Annotated in this window: 11 protein-coding genes; 4 read left to right on the forward strand and 7 right to left on the reverse strand. The window is 74.9% G+C overall.

Features of this window, described 5'->3' with window-relative positions; all coding sequences use genetic code 11:
• From BJ982_RS27995 to BJ982_RS28020, 6 genes are all read right to left on the reverse strand, one after another.
• Positions 1-1,290 carry a VWA domain-containing protein gene (locus BJ982_RS27995; protein WP_184884926.1) on the reverse strand — a complete coding sequence of 430 codons (1,290 nt, stop codon included), beginning with the start codon at positions 1,288-1,290 and terminating at the stop codon, positions 1-3.
• Positions 1,283-2,218 (reverse strand): protein phosphatase 2C domain-containing protein, encoded by a 936-nt coding sequence (locus tag BJ982_RS28000; RefSeq protein ID WP_239122674.1) that lies wholly within the window; start codon positions 2,216-2,218, stop codon positions 1,283-1,285. The genes BJ982_RS27995 and BJ982_RS28000 overlap by 8 nt, the downstream gene beginning before the upstream one ends.
• The gene (locus BJ982_RS28005) at positions 2,215-4,647 is read right to left on the reverse strand and encodes a serine/threonine-protein kinase (protein WP_184884928.1); all 2,433 of its coding nucleotides are present in this window, start codon (positions 4,645-4,647) and stop codon (positions 2,215-2,217) included. Before BJ982_RS28005 ends, BJ982_RS28000 begins: the two co-directional genes overlap by 4 nt.
• On the reverse strand, positions 4,644-5,825 hold the full coding sequence (locus BJ982_RS28010) for a hypothetical protein (RefSeq protein WP_184884930.1): 1,182 nt from the start codon (positions 5,823-5,825) through the stop codon (positions 4,644-4,646). Before BJ982_RS28010 ends, BJ982_RS28005 begins: the two co-directional genes overlap by 4 nt.
• Positions 5,826-6,012: 187 nt before the next feature.
• A complete protein-coding gene (locus BJ982_RS28015) occupies positions 6,013-6,225 on the reverse strand; it encodes a hypothetical protein (RefSeq protein ID WP_184884931.1) in 213 nt (70 codons plus the stop codon).
• Positions 6,226-6,288: 63 nt separating this feature from the next.
• Positions 6,289-7,500, reverse strand: coding sequence for a GTPase family protein (locus BJ982_RS28020; RefSeq protein ID WP_307784615.1), 1,212 nt, complete (start codon positions 7,498-7,500; stop codon positions 6,289-6,291).
• Here BJ982_RS28020 and BJ982_RS28025 point away from each other — a divergent pair.
• From BJ982_RS28025 to BJ982_RS28040, 4 genes are all read left to right on the forward strand, one after another.
• Positions 7,478-10,951: an ATP-binding protein gene (locus tag BJ982_RS28025; protein WP_184884933.1), complete on the forward strand. Its 3,474-nt coding sequence runs from the start codon at positions 7,478-7,480 to the stop codon at positions 10,949-10,951. The two genes, BJ982_RS28020 and BJ982_RS28025, sit on opposite strands and share 23 nt — an antisense overlap.
• Before the next feature lie 83 nt (positions 10,952-11,034).
• Positions 11,035-11,433, forward strand: coding sequence for a hypothetical protein (locus BJ982_RS28030; RefSeq protein WP_184884934.1), 399 nt, complete (start codon positions 11,035-11,037; stop codon positions 11,431-11,433).
• Positions 11,433-12,104, forward strand: coding sequence for a nucleotidyl transferase AbiEii/AbiGii toxin family protein (locus BJ982_RS28035; RefSeq protein WP_184884935.1), 672 nt, complete (start codon positions 11,433-11,435; stop codon positions 12,102-12,104). Before BJ982_RS28030 ends, BJ982_RS28035 begins: the two co-directional genes overlap by 1 nt.
• 447 nt (positions 12,105-12,551) lie before the next feature.
• The gene (locus BJ982_RS28040) at positions 12,552-12,866 is read left to right on the forward strand and encodes a hypothetical protein (RefSeq protein ID WP_184884936.1); all 315 of its coding nucleotides are present in this window, start codon (positions 12,552-12,554) and stop codon (positions 12,864-12,866) included.
• Positions 12,867-13,221: 355 nt separating this feature from the next.
• Here BJ982_RS28040 and BJ982_RS28045 read toward each other — a convergent pair whose 3' ends face one another.
• A complete protein-coding gene (locus BJ982_RS28045; RefSeq protein ID WP_184884937.1) occupies positions 13,222-16,014 on the reverse strand; it encodes a helix-turn-helix transcriptional regulator in 2,793 nt (930 codons plus the stop codon).
• Positions 16,015-16,199 lie beyond the last annotated feature (185 nt).

The following is a 16,199-nucleotide window of genomic DNA, read 5'->3' on the forward strand; positions in this document are numbered from 1 at the left end:
TCAGCTCTCCGGGTCCTTGCGCATGCGGACGGTGCGGACGGAGCGGGTGTCGAGCGCGATCTCGTCCGCCTTGTCGACGACGCGCTTGAGGCGTGCGGTGCCCGTCGCGGGATCGACGTCGATGACCTTGTCGAGCAGCTTCGCGGTCTCGTCGTTGCCGGCGCGTTCGGCGATGCCGCGTGCCTTGCCGAGCCGCGCCGTGGCCGTCTCCACGTCGCCGTCGTTGCGGGCCTGCAGGCCCTCCTGGATGAGGGAGGCCAGCTCCTGCTGGCCGGTGTAGTGGGCGACCCGGGGGTTGATCCGCGTGGACTGGGCGGGGTCGTCGCTCCACTGGGCGAGGATGTTGCCGCCGGCCAGCACCTCGCCGGTGGCGGGCTGGACGAGCTTGACCAGCGCGGCGCGCATCTCCTGGCCGACGTTGCCCGACGGCACGCTGACGCTGATGTGGTACTCGCGGGTCTCGCCGCCCCACGCTCCGGTGGGGTAGTCGCCGGTGAGCGCGTCGACGTCGGCGCGGCGCCCGGTCAGGTCCTCCAGCGCGGGCGAGACCTGCTTGACGAAGTTGAGCGTGGCCGAGCGGGGCACCCACACGCGCAGGGCGATGTCGGCGACGGTCTTGCCCATGGCGGCCTCGGTCATGGCCCGGAAGTCGGCCTCCAGTTCCTCGGGCTTGCGGACGTCCATGACGCTGCCGAGCAGGGTGGAGGCGATCCTGCGGACCTCGGCGACGACCCAGTCGGTGCCGACGCCGCGGCAGTCGCAGACGAACTTGCCCGCGGCGTAGGCGAGGTTGGCGTCGAACTCGGGGGCGGGCTCGTGCTCGTTCTTGCCGTCGGTCAGCAAGATGGCGTGCCGGATGGCGTTGGGCCGGACGGCCTGGTGGGCGCTGAACAGGTCGGCGGCGCGGCGCAGCCAGCGGCCCATGGCGGTGCCGCCCTCGGCGCGCAGGCGGGCGATGGCGTCCTTGGCGGCGCGCCTGCTGCCGGCGTCGGCGGGGACGAGCCCCCCGCCGCCCGGGAAGATCACCTCGGCCTGGTGGTCGCCCGAGATGACGGCGAAGTGCACGCCGTCGCGCAGGGTGTCCACGGCGGCCTGCGCGGCCTTGCGGGCGTCGGCGATCTTGCCGTAGGACATGGAGCCCGACGTGTCGATGATGATGACCTCGGCCGCCTCGGCGGCGGGGCCGGTCTGCACCGGTCCGCTCGCCTCGACCGTGACGATGCCGTGGACCTCCTGGCTCCCCGCGGGCAGGTACTTGTTCTGGTCCACGCGGATGGTGAAGTCAGTCACTTCTCTCCTTCGGGAATGCCACCGTGGTCTGCGTCCGGTCCCCCTGGCCGAACGGGATGACGGCCACGGTGATGTTGTCGTGTCCGCCCGCCTCGATGGCCATGCGGACGAGCCGCCGGGCCGCCGTGAGGGGGGTGTCGCCGAGGGCCGTGGCGGCCAGCGCCTCCGGCTCGGGGTAGTAGTTCCACAGCCCGTCGCTGCACAGGAGCACCGCGCCGGGGCCGTCGGTGGTGAACGTGCGCACGCGGGGCACGACCTCGCCGGCGTCGGCGCCGAGCCACGCGGTGAGCATGTGCGTGCCGGGGGTCGCGTCGTCCTCGGTGAGCAGGGCCGACTGCGCGCCGAGCCAGTAGGCGCGGCTGTCGCCGACCCAGCCCACCGTGACGTGCCGCCCGGACACGACGGCGGAGACGTAGGTGCAGGCCGGGGAGTCCTCGCCGGGGCGCGCGGCGGAGGCGACCGCGTCGGCGGCCAGCCGAACGCCCTCGCGGGTGGCCGCCTCGGGGTCGTCGCCGTCGGCGAGCCGCTTGACGATGGCCGCCGCGGCGACGTCCGCCGCCGCCTGGGAGGCCTCGTCGGGGCGGGGCGAGCTGGACACGCCGTCGCACACGACCGCGACGACCGCGCCCTGCCCCGCCGGCGACTCCGCCGGCCCCAGGGACAGCAGGGCCATGGCGTCCTCGTTGCGGCTGTGGCGCAGGCCGCGGTCGCTGACGGCGGCCGCGCCCGCGGCCTCGGTCTCGACGTGGTCGCGGCCGGTGGGCTGGAGCATGCCGCAGTTCTCGCAGTAGCCGTCGGCGCCCACGGCGGCGGCGCCGCAGGCCGTGCAGGGGGCGGGGGGCACGCTGGACAGGTCGTGGCCGCAGTTCTCGCAGAACGCCTCGCCCGCCATGACTCCGGTGCCGCACACCGGGCAGGCGCCGCTCACCACAGCGTCCTCGGCCGCACGGCGTTGGCCCGCCCGATGAGGGCGTGCCGGTCCTCGGTGGTGGCGGCCGCCCGGGCCAGCGCGCGGTACACGCGTTCCAGCTCGCCGCGCAGGCCGCGCTCGTTCAGCGGCGTGCCGAGGACGCTGCCGCCGCTCGCGGCGGACTGGCCGGTGACCATGCGGGCCAGCGCGCTCTCCAGCACCTCGGAGGCGAGGCCGTCGCGGTCGCGCGAGTCGAGCTTGAGCACCCGCAGCCGCTCCCCCGCCGCCACCAGCTCGGCCTCGGCGGGCGCCTGGCCGCGCACGGTGACGGCCACGGCGGCGACCTGGGCGGCGGTGCGGTGGATGGAGGTGGGAGGCACCTCGTCGAGCGCGCGGGTGGCCCCGGCGCGGTCGTCGTGGTCCAGGGCGATGCGGGCCAGGCCGAAGCAGGCGCTGACGTAGGAGCGGTCGGTGCGCCAGATGGCGGCGTGGTGGCGGGCGGCCTCACCGCCCGCGCCCGCGGCCTCCATGGCGAAGGCCAGCGCCAGCCGGGGCGCCGCCTCGCCGGGGAACCAGGAGTAGAGGCCGTCGAAGAACCGGGCGGCCATGCCCGCGTCCCCGGCGGCGAGCTCGGCGACGCCCCGGTACCACCACAGGCGCCAGTCGCCGGGCAGGTCCTTGGCCGCGCTCTCGTACAGGCTGTCGGGGACCTCGCGGCCGAGCTCGCTCATGACGCGGATCAGCGCGAGCTTGGTCTCGGGGGTGGGCGGCGCGGACTCCAGGACGGCGATGAGCTCGTCGGGGCTGCCGGAGGTGAGGCCGGCGAGGAACCCGGCGGCGGGGTCGGCCGGGTCCACCAGGGGGACGGGCAGGGAGGAGGCGGCGTCCAGCCGGTCGAGCGTGCCGAAGACGCGGCCGGTGGTGGCGGGGGCCAGTTCGGTGCCGACGGCGCCGCGCTCGGGGCCGAAGACGCCCGACTGCGCGGGGTGCGGCCTGCCCTCCTCCTCGGCCCTGGTCTCGCGGAGCACGCCGACGAGCTGCTCGCTCATCTCGGCGGCGCTCTCGAACCTGCGGCCGGGGTCGGGGTCGGTGGCGCGGCGCAGCAGGCGCATGAACGACTCGCGGCCGGGGCCCATGTCGGGCAGGGGCGTGGCCGCGCCGCCGCTCGCGGGGCTGAACGGGTGGCTCAGCACGGCGAGGGTGCGGCCGACGGTGTAGAGGTCGGAGGCGATCGAGGGGCCGGTGGAGGCGATCTCGGGTGCCTGGTAGCCGATGGTGCCGTAGATGGCGCTGTCGGCGTCGTCCAGGCGGCGGACGGCGCCGAGGTCGATGAGCTTGAGCTGCTCCTCGACCTGGATGACGTTGGCGGGCTTGAGGTCGCAGTAGAGCATGCCCCGGTCGTGGAGGTAGCCGAACGCGCGCAGGATCTCCAGGCCGTAGGCGATGACCTGCGACAGCGGCAGGGCCGCGGCGTTGCCGCTGTCTCTGAGCCGCTTGCGCAGCAGGTCCTGCAGGGACTCGCCGCCGACGTACTCCATGACGATGTAGCCGACCAGCGTGCCGGTGCCGGGGTCGGGGTGGCTCACGAAGTTGAAGATCTTGACGATGTTCGGGTGGTCCATCGCGGTCAGGTGGCGCCGCTCGGCCTCGGCGGCGGCCAGGGCCTCCAGGTCGCCGGTGTCGAGCAGGCCCTTCATGACCACCCAGCGGCCGTCGAGGTTGCGGTCGGCGGCCAGGTAGATCCAGCCGAGGCCGCCGTGCGCCAGGCAGCCCTTCACCTCGTACTGCCCGGCCACCAGGTCGCCGCCGCGGAGCTTGGGGGTGAAGGAGAAGCGCTGGCCGCAGTGCGGGCAGTACCCCTCGGGGCGGCCGGGGCGGCCGTCCCTCTGCCGGCCGACGGGCTTGCCGCAGTCGGGGTTGCCGCAGAAGCGGCGGTCCTCGGGCACGACCGGGTCGGCGAGGACGACGGCGGAGGGGTCGCGGTAGGGGACGGGGGGCACCTCGACCAGGCCCATGCCGAGCATGCCGCGGCGGGATCTGGTGCTGCCGCGCCGGGAGCCGCGGGTGCTCGGGGCGGTGCCGGCCGCGCCGGTGGCGAGGGACCCGCCGATGGAGGGCATGGTCAGCGGGGCGGACGGCGGCGCCGCGGCGGCGGAGGCGGGCGCGGACGGCCAGGCGACCCCCGGGCCGCCCGGCGCGGGCGCCGAGGGCCAGGCGACGCCCGGCGAGGGCGCCGGAGGGTAGGCCGCGCCGGGCGCCGGGGGGAAGCCCGTGCCGGGCGCGGGGCCGGGCGGCCAGGCGCCGGCGGGCGGTGGCCCGCCGGAGGACCCGGGCGGGGCTCCGGACCGGGACGCGGGCGCCGGTTCGGGGGCGGGGGCCATGCCACAGGTGTCGCAGTAGCCGTCCACCACCGTCCCGGCGCACCCGGGCTGCGTGCATTCGGTCATCCGGCCGCTCCGATCCGCGTGATGGCCCGCTGGTATTCGGCGACCGCGACGGTGGCCCGCCGCAGGTCGCACGGCGCGCTCCAGAGCACGTCGCGCGCCGCGCCGTAGAGTTCGGTGAGGGTGACGTCCTCGGCATGCCCGAGGCGCACCGCCTTGGCCTGGTAGGCCGACAGCCGCCCGCGCAGCTCGTCGCGGCGGCCGATGAGCCCGGCGATGGACTCGGTGACGCTTTCGGCCTGGGCGAGGGCCTCGTCGGTGGCGCGCTCCATGGCGGTGAGGCGCTCGGCCAGTTCCAGCCAGCGCCCGGTGAGCGTGCGCAGGGCGCCGAGCCGGTCGCGCAGGGCGGGGGCCTGGTCGGGCATGGCGGGCAGCGCCGGGGCGGCGATCTTGACGAGCACCAGGTCGCGGACGCGCAGCACCTCGCGCTCGGCCTCGGCGACGCGGGCGATGCGCTCCTCCAGGCGGCGGGCGCGCTCGGCGAACTCCTCGCGCGCGAGGACGGCGCGTTCGAGGGCGGCCTTGCGCGCGGCGCAGGCGGAGGCCAGGGCGTCCAGCTCGTCGCCGCGGCCCGCGCGGCCCAGCGGGTCGGTGGTGACGGAGGCGCGCAGGGCGGCGGCGCGCTCGTCGAGGCGGTCCAGGTCGGGGTCCTGGACGCCGAGGTCGCGCGCCAGGCCGCGGGCGGCGGCGCGCGCGGCGTCGGCCTCGTCCAGCCGGGGCAGCAGCGCGGCCCAGGCGGCGTCCACGTCGGCGACGGTCCCGGCGACCTCGCGGTAGGCCGCGTCCATGCGGGCCAGCAGGACGTCCAGCGTGACGCGCTCGCCGGCGGCCTGGAGCAGGGAGCGCTTCTCGACGGGGACGTCGCCGGGCTCCAGCGCGACGGAGGGGCCGGTGAGCAGCGCGGTGAGCGCGGCGAGGTCGGGCCGTCCGGCGGCCCTGAGCTCCTGCGCCCGGTCGAGGGCGCGGCGGTAGGCGTCGAACAGCCACCACAGCGTGATGGAGCGGGCCTGGGCGGCCTGCCAGCGGCGGCCGGTCTCGCCGGTGGGCGTCATGCCCGTGAGCAGGCGGTGACCGGGGTGGTCGTCCAGGTCGAGCAGATCGCCGGCGACGCGGTCGCGCTCCTCGGCGCGGCGGCGCAGGACATCGTCGACCTCGGCGAGGCCCATCACTGGACCGGGCATGACCAACGCTCCCTGCCTCCCCCCGGTGCGGGACGACCACCGACTACATACACATTCTTTACCTAAACCCGGGGAACGCGTGCCGCCGCCCACCACCGGCGAGCCAGGATTCGATCACATACCGGTTACGCGGCCGTCACGGGAGGGATGACGGCGGGCGTCCGTCAGGAGATGCGTGAGCGGGGCGTCAGTGGCCGACCAGCCAGTTCCAGACGTGCCTGACCACGTCGAACCCGGCCTCGGCCGCCCGGCCGAGCACGCGGGTCACGGCGCGGCCCGCCAGGTGCTCGATGGCCGTCTCGTCGCGGTTCTGCACCGCGTCGTCCAGCCGCGCGACGTACTCGGCGTCCCGCCGGCGCCCGGCGTCCACGGCGCGGGAGATGTCGTCGTCCTCGATCATGTCGTTTCCTCGTGTCCTGCGGCGGCGCGGGCCGTGGCGGTCTTCCGGGGCGGCGTGCCGCGGTCAGATCGGGAGCCGGCCGAGGTCGAAGGCGCGCGCGCCGCGGATGCCGTCCCAGACCAGGAAGTTGCCGTACTCCCGCATGGCGGCGACGGGCACCCCGGCCAGTTCGGCCACGTCGTCCAGGACCCGCTGGAAGCGGAAGATCGCGGTGGGCCCCAGCTTGTTCACCACGTTGACCATGAGCGCGGCCAGGTTGAAGCGGAACAGCGCCGAGCAGGGCAGGACCCGGTGGTTGTCGCGCAGCCGGGAGAAGACCTCGGCGTGCTCGGGGTGGGCGGCGGTGTAGCGCTCGCAGACCTCGCGCGAGAAGTGGCCCCGGTAGGTGACGGTCTGCCGGTCGAAGTCGAGTCGCTCGTCGCGCAGCGCGAAGTCGCCGGCGTTGTAGGTGGCGGCGCCGAGCAGGTCGCCCCACGGCTCGACGACCATCTGCTCGACGTGGGCGGCCTTGAGCTCCATGCGGCCGGCGAGGGCGAGGCTCGGGACGAAGGCGCCGCGGTCGCCGCGCATGTCGAAGATCCACGGCGGCGGGGTGAGCAGGTCGGCCTTGGTGAGGACGTAGGTCAGCTTGGCGACGATGCGCCGTCCCTCCTCGGGGGCCGCGTCGTCCAGGAGTCGGTTCAGGCAGCGTGCCTCGTGGTCGGTGCAGCGGCTGTCGGCGTGCATGGCCCAGATGACGACGTCGCACTCGGCGAGTTTCTCCAAGTACATGGCCCGATAATCGGCATCGGCCTCCACCGAATCCCCTAATCCCGGCATATCCCAGAAAGTCAATGTATGACCAGAATTACTGGGCACGGAGATGGCCTGGGGACGGTGAGTGGCGGGCTTGACGTCGCCCACCGGGAATCGCGTGCCGAACAGGACGTTGAGCAATGAGGACTTTCCGACACCGGTATGGCCCATGATTGCTACACTCAGGGCTTTATTGGCCTCGATGTCGCGTTCGCGTCGTACGCTCTGTCTGACTTCTTCGAGTTGATGCTCCTCCAGGGCGTCAACCGAGATTCGGTCGATCCTTGCCACGGGCTCACCTCGGGTCATAGCGTTGACAGCGTCCACGGCGTTCATGGCGCCCCTGGCGTCCATGGATCCACGATTCCCTTTGCCACCGGCCCCATCGTGGCCAATGATCCTTGCGATGACCTTGCGGGGAAGGCCGTCGATTGAGAATCGCAAACCGATCCCGGCGGTGAACGTGGCGGAATTCGACATCAGAGTGCTCGGCGAGGTCGCGATCCTGGTGGACGGAGCGCCGAGAAAGCTGCTCCCTCAGACGGCCAAGGCCCTGGCCATGCTGCTGGCCTCCAGGAATCCCATCCCGCAGGACACTCTGGCCGCCGCGCTCGGCCAGAGTCCGGGCGTCCCGGTCCCCGACGTCGCGCCCCCGCTGTCGCGGCTGCGCCAGGCGCTGTCGGGCGCCGGCCTGGACATCCCGCCCGCCAAGTGGTCCCACGCCTACGCGCTGGTGGAGAAGCGGCCGGGCGTGCTGGCCGCCGCGCTGGACTCCTCCCGGTTCGAGGCGCGGCTGCGCGAGGGCCGCGCGCGGTACGAGACCGGCGACCTGGACGGCGCGCTGGAGAGCCTGCGCGCCGCGGCCGGCGAGTGGCGCGGCGCGCCGTTCGCCTCGCTGTCGGCCGGGTGGACGCTGCCGTGGGTCTGCGAGACCCACCGCGCCCGGCTGGAGGAGCAGCGCAAGGAACTCGTGCGCCTGGTCGCCAGGACCGCCCTGCGGCTCGGCCGCCACGAGGACGCCCGCTTCCTCACCGAAGGGCCGGTGGGCGAGGGCCACGAGGACACCACCGCGATGTGGCTGCTGCGCTTCCTGACCACCCTCCGCGAGGACGGCGGGGCCGCCGCCCGCCGCCTGGTCCGCGCGCGCCTCGCCCACTCCCCCGGCGACGACGCGGGCCGCCGCGCCGAGGACCTGCTCGCCCTGCACGAGCACGGCGTCGACGTCGGCGCGCCGCTCGGCGCCGCCCCCGCCGCGCCCGCGGGACCGGACGGCGCGCAGGTCCCGGTGGGCCGCGAGCGCGAACTGCGCGAGCTCGCGCGCCTGGTGGCGCGGCTGGGCGGCGCGGACGCCGCCCTCGCCCTGTGCGGCCCCGGCGGCATCGGCAAGAGCCGCCTGCTGGCCGAGGCGGCGGGCCTGGCGGCGCGGGCGGGCGCGCGGGCGGTCACCGTGATGTGCCGCGAGGTCGACGGTCTGCAGCCCTGGCGCGAGCTGGCGGGCACGTTGTGGGGGCACCTGCGCCGCGACCTGACCGCCCCCGCCGACCCGATCAGCGTCCAGGAACGTGACACGCTCGCCAAGCTCATGTCGGCCGCCGAGCTCGACTCCCCCGCCCGGCCCGGCCACGAGCGCGACCCGCGCGAGCTGACCTTCCTGCTGACCGGCCTGCTGCGCCGCGCCGCCGGCGCCGGGCTGCTGGTGGCCTTCGACAACGCCCACCTGCTCGCCGGCTACGCCGCCGACCTGCTCCACCACGTGCGCAGGAGCCTCGGCGCCGCGCCCGTGGGCTTCCTGCTGGCCACCCGCGACCCCGCCCCGCGCTGGCGGGACGTCATGGGCGCCCTCACCCTGTGCCCCCTCACCGTGGAGGAGGTCGCCGAGTGGCTCGGCAGGGCGTGGGGCCGCGAGCCCACCGAGCAGGAGGTCAAGGAGGCCGCCCGCGTCACCCACGGCGTGCCGCTGGAGCTGCACAACCTCACCGAGTACGGCGAGCCGCGCCCGGCCCCCACCGGCCCCGGCGCCGCCCCGGCCTTCCGCTGGCTCGCCGCCGCCGCGATCACCGCCACGGGGCTGGACATCGACGCCGCGCTCGTCGGCCGCATGCTGGGCCTGCGCCCCGAGGAGGCCGACCGCGACCAGGCGCTGGCGGCGGCGGGCAACGCCATCCTCGGACACGACCGGGTGTGCTTCCCCCACGACCGCTCGCGCGAGACCGTGCTGGAGGGCCTCGAACGCGACCCCGCCCTGGCCAGGGACCTGCACCGCCGGGCCTTCGAGGCGCTGAGCGCGCGCATGGAGGCCGGAGGCTGGGTTGACCCGGCGCTGCCCGTGCGCGTCGCCCGGCACGCCCGCGCCGCAGGGGCCGACCTGCCGCAGGAGCGCGTCGCCGCCGCCTGCCTGGACGCCGCGCGCGCCGAGCAGCGCGGCTTCGGCGTGGGCAGCGCCGTCGAGTGGGCGCAGGCCGGGCTGCGGCTGCGGTCCGCCCCGGCCACCCGGGTCGGGCTGCTCATCACCCTCGGGGACGCGCTCGGCGACGCGGGCGACATGGACGAGGCCGGGCACCGCTACCTGGCCGCCCACGAGGCCGCCGAAGGGCTGCCCGAGTTGGCCGCCGCCGCGGCGATCCGCCTGGCCCGGCGCTGGTCGGCCCCGGGCCAGGCCGACCGGCAGGTCATCCACCTGCTGCGCCGCGCGCTCGCCGCCCTCGGCGACGCCGGGGGCCCGCAGGCCGCCGAGCTGCGGCTCCAGCTTCGCGCCCACCTGTGCAAGAAGCAGACGATGGCCGTGAGCCCGAGCGCCGGCGCCGCGCCGTCCGAGACCCGCGAGGCGGTGGAGCTCGCCCGGGCCACCCTGCGCGAGCTGCCCGAGGACGGCGACCCGCTGGTGCGCTGCGACGTGCTCACCGAATGCCGCTGGGCCCTGTTCGACCACACCTACCCGGCCGAGCTGGTCGGCATCTCCACGCGGCTGCACGAGGCCGGCATCGGCGCGGGCTCGGCCTACTTCCAGGGCGAGGGCCTGGTGGCGCTGGCCGTCGACCAGCTCAGGCTCGGCCTGCTGCCGGACGCCCTCGCCACCGTCAACGACCACCGCAGGCACGTCACCCGCAACCCCCGCGCGCTCGGCCCCTGGGTTCAGGGGGCGTTCGACACCGTGATGGACCTGTGGAGCGGCGACTTCCGGCGCGCCCACGACCGTCTCATGGGCGAGTCGCTGGCCATCGTCCAGGAGGCCGCCAAGGGCCAGGCCGTGCCCGCCGAGACCCTCCAGCAGACCTGGATGGGCCAGTACCTCTGGCTGCTGCGCGAGCAGGGGCGCATGGCCGAGCTGTTCGACTCGGGCCTGGCGTCCCAGATCGAGCAGCACGGCTACTTCCCGATCTGGCGGGCCGCGCAGGTGCTGGCGCTGTGCGAGACCGAGCGGCACGACGAGGCCGCCGACCACCTGGCCGCCGTGGTCCGCGACACCGCGGGGCTGGCCGCGCTGCCCGCGCACGGCTGGGCGGTGCCGACGCTGGCGGTGCTCGGCGAGGCGTGCGCGCTCATCTCCGAGGCGGGCGCGGACGGCCCGGAGACCGAGGGGCACGTCCGCCTGCTGCGCGAACGCCTGGCCGCCTACCCCGGCGAGATCGGGCTGGCCGGGTGGCCGACCGTGCTGATCGGCCCGGTGGCCCGCTTCCGCGGCCTGCTGGCCGCGACGGCCGGGGACGCCGAGGAGGCGCTGCGCCGCTTCGACGAGGCCAAGCGCCTGGTGTCGGGCGCACCGCCGCACATGGCGAGGATCCAGCTCGACCGCGCCAAGGCGCTGCGCCTGCTCGACCCCTCCGACGCCTCCGGCGAAGCCACCCGCCTGCTGCACCGCTCCCTGCGCCTGGCCGTCCGCCTCGGCATGGACCGCCTGGCCTCCGAGGCACGCCGCCTGCTCGCCGACTGAGGCACGGGCCCCGGGGACCGGCCAAAGCCGCCGAGGCGCGCCGACTGAGGCGAAGCGCTCCGGGGATGGACCATAATCGACGCATGGCCACGCCGCTGCCGAGCCGCTACGCCGACATCGCCGACCGCGTTCCCGGCGCGCTGTCGGACCTGCGCGGCCCGGCCACGGGAGAGGTCGCGCTGCCCCTGCACCTGTGCTGGTCGGGGGCCCGCGTATTCGACGTCGCCGATCCGGCCGTCCGCCTGGCCCTGTACCAGATCGTGATCACCGAGGGGCTGCGCGCCGACGTCGAGGCGTATCTTGAGGCGCGCCTGCTGGAGGAGGTCTGGCCGCGCCTGCGCCGGCTGCTCAACGGCGCCGCGCGCGCCGCGTGGGAGTCGCGTTTCCCCGGGCTGGCCGAGGCCGCGCGCCGGCGCGAGGGCGAGGTGCGGGCTGAGCTACTGCGGGCCCGCGTGGCCGTGCGCGCCCGGGCGGTGCCGTGATGGACATGCCGCCCTTCCACCGCCGCATCCTGGAGGCGGCGGTGCTGGTGTGCGACGCGCATGGCCTGGTCCTGGCGGGCGGGTACGCCATGCGGGCGCACGGGCTGGTGGACCGGCCGAGCCAGGATCTGGACCTGGCGACGGTCGCGTGCACCCCGCTGGAGGAGATCACCGGCGACCTGACGCGGGCCCTGGAGCGCCAGGGGCTGGCGGTGGAGCACCGGCGCGGCGGCCCGCGCCTGGCCCGGCTGACGGTCAGCGACCCGGTCACCGAGCAGGCGGCGGCCGTCGACCTGATGAAGGAGCCTCTGCAGCGTCCCGCGGTCGACATGGAGATCGGCCCGGTCGCCGGCATCGACGACGTCGTGGGCATGAAGGTCGGCGCCCTGTGCGGCCGGGCGCTCCCCCGCGACTTCATCGACGTCGTATCGGCCGGCGACCGCTACGGCTTCCCCGACCTGGAGCGCCTCGGCGCCCTGTTCGAGGACGGCTTCACGCCCGAGGAGCTGGCCTTCAAGCTGGAGGCGGGCCTGGCCTTCGACGACGCGGTGTTCGCCCAGTACGGCCTGGACGACGATGAGATCGCCCGCGTGCGGTCGTTCATCCTGGCCTGGTACGAGGACCTGTCCCTGCGCCTGGCCGAGGAAGGCGAGATCGACCCCGACCTGTGATCACACCCGACCTCCGATCACCTCTGTGACCACGCTGATCTGTGATCACCTCTGTCCACCCTGACCTGTGACCACCCCGGGGTGCCGGCCGCCGAGAACCCGGCCGCGCCCGCCGTGTCCAGGCCGAGGACGACCACGTTCCCGGTCATGGCGGCAGGACGAGAAATCGTGCGCCGAGCAGGGGTGAAGCCGCCGCGTCCGGCCCTCGGGCGGGGTCTTGACGGCATGCGACCCGCAGGTATCTTTCGCTTAGGAAACTTTCCTAAGAGAACGGCTGGTCGGCGCCCCCGGCGCCCCTTCTCCGCCGGAGGAAAGCACACGTGAGATCCCCGGCGACGGGAAGCCCGCAGAACCACTGGGTCGACGAACGCTGACCCGCGGCCACACCACCTCCCGCGGGTCCGGCCCGCGGGGGGCACCCGCAACCCCCCACATAAGGAGCGGCTCGTGAACATCAGGAAGTGTGCCTCCCTCGTCGGCGCGGCGCTCGCCTCCGCCGCGATCGTCGCCGGCACGGCCACGCCCGCGCAGGCCGTCCCCGACACCTGCTCGATCACCCCCTCCCCAGTCGGCTACCTCAGCAGCTACTGCACGACCGGCACGGGGTACCACGCGCTACGCGTGACGTACCGGTTCGTCAACCCGCAACTGGGTGGCTACACCGAGACGGTCACGGGGCCTTGGGCCGCCGTCGGCTCCCTTTCGAGCGTGAGGATCCCCGGTGCGGACGTCCTCAGCAGCGTCATCCTGAAGAGCGACTGAGCCGTCCCGCGAGCACTTCCTGATCAAGGGAACCGACGTCATCCTTCCGGATCAGGAGCCGGGCGACGTGCGCCCCTCCCCGTCCGCCGTGGCCGATCGGCCCGGCGGGCGTGGTCCGCGCGGGCACGGTCACCGTCCGTAACGGTAGTGCGACGACGTGGGCTGGGACGCGGCGGCGCGCCCGCCCTGCGCGCCCCGGCCGGTGGGCCGGAGCGTCCCCGCGGGACCGCCTCGTGGGCCGGGTCCCCGGGAGTGAGGGCCTCCAGGAAGGCCCCGGGCTGGTCATGGTCCGTGCGGCGTCCGCGCCGGTGGCTTCTGGCGGGGCCCCGGCATGCTCAGCGGGTCCGGGCTGGGGTCAGGCGGGCATGATGGTGCCGAGCTGGAGGGTGGAGGGGAGTTCCGCGCGGCTGGTGATGTCGAGTTTGCGGTAGGTCCTGGTCAGGTGCTGCTCGACCGTGCTCACGGTGACGTACAGCTTGTCGGCGATCTCCCGGTTGGTGTACCCGGCGGCGGCCAGCACCGCGACGCGCCGTTCGGCGTCGCTGAGGATCGCCGTCACGTCCGGGGCCTCCGTGGCGGCGCCCGCGGCGGCGGTGGCGGCCCCCGCCTCGCCCTCCCTGGCCAGGGAGCGGTGCAGCGGGTCGGCGTGGCACTCCTGGGCGACCGCGCGGGCCCGCCCGCCGATCATCCCGGCCCTGCGGTACTCGCCGAGCGCGTGGAACGCCTCGGTGAGGTCGGCGAGGACGCGGGCCAGCTCGTACCGGTCACCGCCGGACTGCAGCAGGTCGCCGGCCTGCCGGAGCAGCATGGGACGGTGGCGCGGCTCGCTGGTGGCGGCGAGCAGCCGCATGGCGATGCCGTGGACGCGGGGCGCGCCGGCGCCGCACCGTCTGATCTGCTCCTCGGCCAGCCGCCTGGCCTGGTCGGGACGCCCGAGGCGCAGGCACGCCTCGGCGACCTCGGCCCGCCAGGGGATCAGCCAGGGCACGTCCAGGTCCCACTTGCCCATGAGCTCGCCGCACCGCTGGAAGTCCCGCAGCGCGAGCTGGGGGTGGTCGGTGGCGAGGCTGTAGCGCCCGCGGGCGTGCAGGTAGTGCAGGCCCCAGCGGGTCTGGAACATCGCCTCGGGCACGGGCTGGTCGAGCAGCTCGTTGACCGCCTCGTACTTGCCCATCGCCGTGGAGGCGATGACGAGGCTGGACAGCGGCCCGCCGAGGGCGACGCCCCAGCCGCTGGCCGGGATGGTGTCCAGGGCGAGGCGGCCGTGGAACTCGGCGCCGAGCATGTCGCCCTGGCGCAGCGCGATCTCGGCGCGGATGGCCGAGAGCCGGGCCTGCCGGCTCGGGGCGCGACGCGAGGACGCCTCGTCGATGAACAGGTCGCACCAGGGCGCCGCCTTGTCGGGCCGCCCGCCGTAGGTGAGCGCGAGCAGGGCGCTCTCCACGGTGTCCATGGACATCTCGTCCAGGCGCGTGCTGCGCAGGATGCGCTCCACGCCCGAGACGATTTCCTCGCGCGGACCGCGGGTGAGCACGGCGGCCAGCGTGACCGAGGACTCCAGGCGGCGGTAGGCGGCGACCGTGAGGATCGCGGCGCGGGACTGCTCGCTGGTCACCTGGGGCAGGTGGGCCAGGAACGGAGCGTAGGAGCAGCGCAGCCACGGGCGGGCGACCACCAGCTCGGTGATGGCGTCGGCGTCGAGCTTCTCCCCCGACTCCCCGAGGTGTTTCAGCACGTCCTCGGCGTCCTGGAGCCTGCCGTGCCACAGCAGGGCCTTGGCCAGGACGACGGCGTCGCCGCCGCGCAGCCGGCCGCGGCGCAGCGCGTCGGTCAGCTCGGGGAAGTGCCCGGTGGGCGTGCTGGGGTTGATGCGCCACTCCGCGCGCATGAGCGCGGTGGTGATCCGGTAGCGGTGCCGGTCGTCGGCGCAGGTCCGGGAGGCCAGGCGCAGGTACTCGACGGCGGCCTCCACGCGGCCGTCGCGCAGGGCGTGGCGCGCGGCGTCCTCCAGGACCTCGACGGCCCAGGGGTCGTCAACGCCTCCCGCGCTGATCAGGTGGTCGGCGACGGCTGTGGTGGAGCCTCCGCCGTCGTAGTCGAGGCGGGCGGCGCGGCGGTGCAGGTCGGCGCGCTCGCCGGCGTCCAGTTCCGCGAGCACGGCGGCGCGGGCGGCCTCGTGGCGGAACGTTCCGCCGGCCAGCAGGCCGGCGGCCTCCAGGGTGTTCAGCTCGCGGGTGATGTACTCCTGGCTCACGCCGAGCAGCCGGGCCAGGGAGTCGGGCCTGCCGAGCACGCCGAGCCCCCAGGCCACCGGGAGCATCTTGGCGTCGGCCCGGTGCAGGCAGGCCAGGACGGCCTGGCCGTACGCCTCGCCGGGCACGAGCGCGGCCGGTGGCTCGCCGGCGTGCGCCGCGGCCTGGTAGTCGTCCATGAGCCCCGCCGCCAGCAGGGGGTTGCCGCCGGTGAGGGCGTGCCACTCGCCGCCGAACCGCTCGGCCGCGCCGGGGCCGAGGCGCTCGGCGACCATGCCGAGCACACCCGCCCGGGTGAGGGGGGCGAGCTGGACGCGGTGGGAGTGCGGCTGGCGCATCAGCTCGGTGGGGAAGGAGGTCTCGGCGTACCGGCCGTGGGTGGAGTGGCTGAACACCACGATGATCGAGGCGAACCGCACCCGGCGGCACAGGTAGGCCAGGCACAGCAGCGAGGCCCGGTCGGCGTGGTGGACGTCGTCCACCACGATCATGAGCGGGCAGCGCTCGGAGAGTTCGAGCAGGACGGTGCACAGGGCGTGCACGATCTGGGCGTCGACCTGCTTGAGCGGGTCGGCGTCCGGGCCGGAGGAGGCGAAGGCCCGCGCCCCTTCCTGCAGGAGCGCCATGGCGCGCTCGCGTTCGGCGAGCACCAGTGGCGCGTCGTGGACGAGCTGGCCGAGCACGCCGAACGGCATGTCCCGCTCGGCGAGCGATCCGGTGGCGGTGATGGGCAGGGCCCCGAGCTCGGCGGCGTGCTCGGCGAACGCGTGCAGCAGTTCGCTCTTGCCGGTCGCCACGGCGCCGCTTACCAGGGCCACCCGGCCCTTTCCCTTGATGGCGCTGGTGAGTGATCCCTCCAAGGAGGCCAACGCCTCCTGTCGTTCGATCAGGCTCATGACGAGCCTCCCTTTGTCCCGACGAAAGTCACGTCCCCGCCGTCCATCGGAGGCCGGGTGCGCGGCCTCCCCCCGTGTGCGGGTTCAGTGCGTCGCATCCCCGTCCGCCCTTTCCGTGCGGTGCCATAGCACGAATTGGCTTTGTCCGATTGTCCGTTCATGTCCGATTTCGGCGTCTGTGGCCA

Origin of the sequence: Sphaerisporangium siamense, assembly GCF_014205275.1 — a bacterium.
Classification (GTDB): domain Bacteria; phylum Actinomycetota; class Actinomycetes; order Streptosporangiales; family Streptosporangiaceae; genus Sphaerisporangium; species Sphaerisporangium siamense.

Excerpts from the sequence above, each read along its gene's own strand:
- BJ982_RS28005 (WP_184884928.1), bottom strand. The coding sequence starts at position 4,647 with ATGACCGAATGCACGCAGCCCGGGTGCGCCGGGACGGTGGTGGACGGC.
- BJ982_RS28010 (WP_184884930.1), bottom strand. The coding sequence starts at position 5,825 with ATGCCCGGTCCAGTGATGGGCCTCGCCGAGGTCGACGATGTCCTGCGC.
- BJ982_RS28015 (WP_184884931.1), bottom strand. The coding sequence starts at position 6,225 with ATGATCGAGGACGACGACATCTCCCGCGCCGTGGACGCCGGGCGCCGG.
- BJ982_RS28020 (WP_307784615.1), bottom strand. The coding sequence starts at position 7,500 with ATGTCGAATTCCGCCACGTTCACCGCCGGGATCGGTTTGCGATTCTCA.
- BJ982_RS28030 (WP_184884934.1), top strand. The coding sequence starts at position 11,035 with ATGGCCACGCCGCTGCCGAGCCGCTACGCCGACATCGCCGACCGCGTT.
- BJ982_RS28035 (WP_184884935.1), top strand. The coding sequence starts at position 11,433 with ATGGACATGCCGCCCTTCCACCGCCGCATCCTGGAGGCGGCGGTGCTG.
- BJ982_RS28045 (WP_184884937.1), bottom strand. The coding sequence starts at position 16,014 with ATGAGCCTGATCGAACGACAGGAGGCGTTGGCCTCCTTGGAGGGATCA.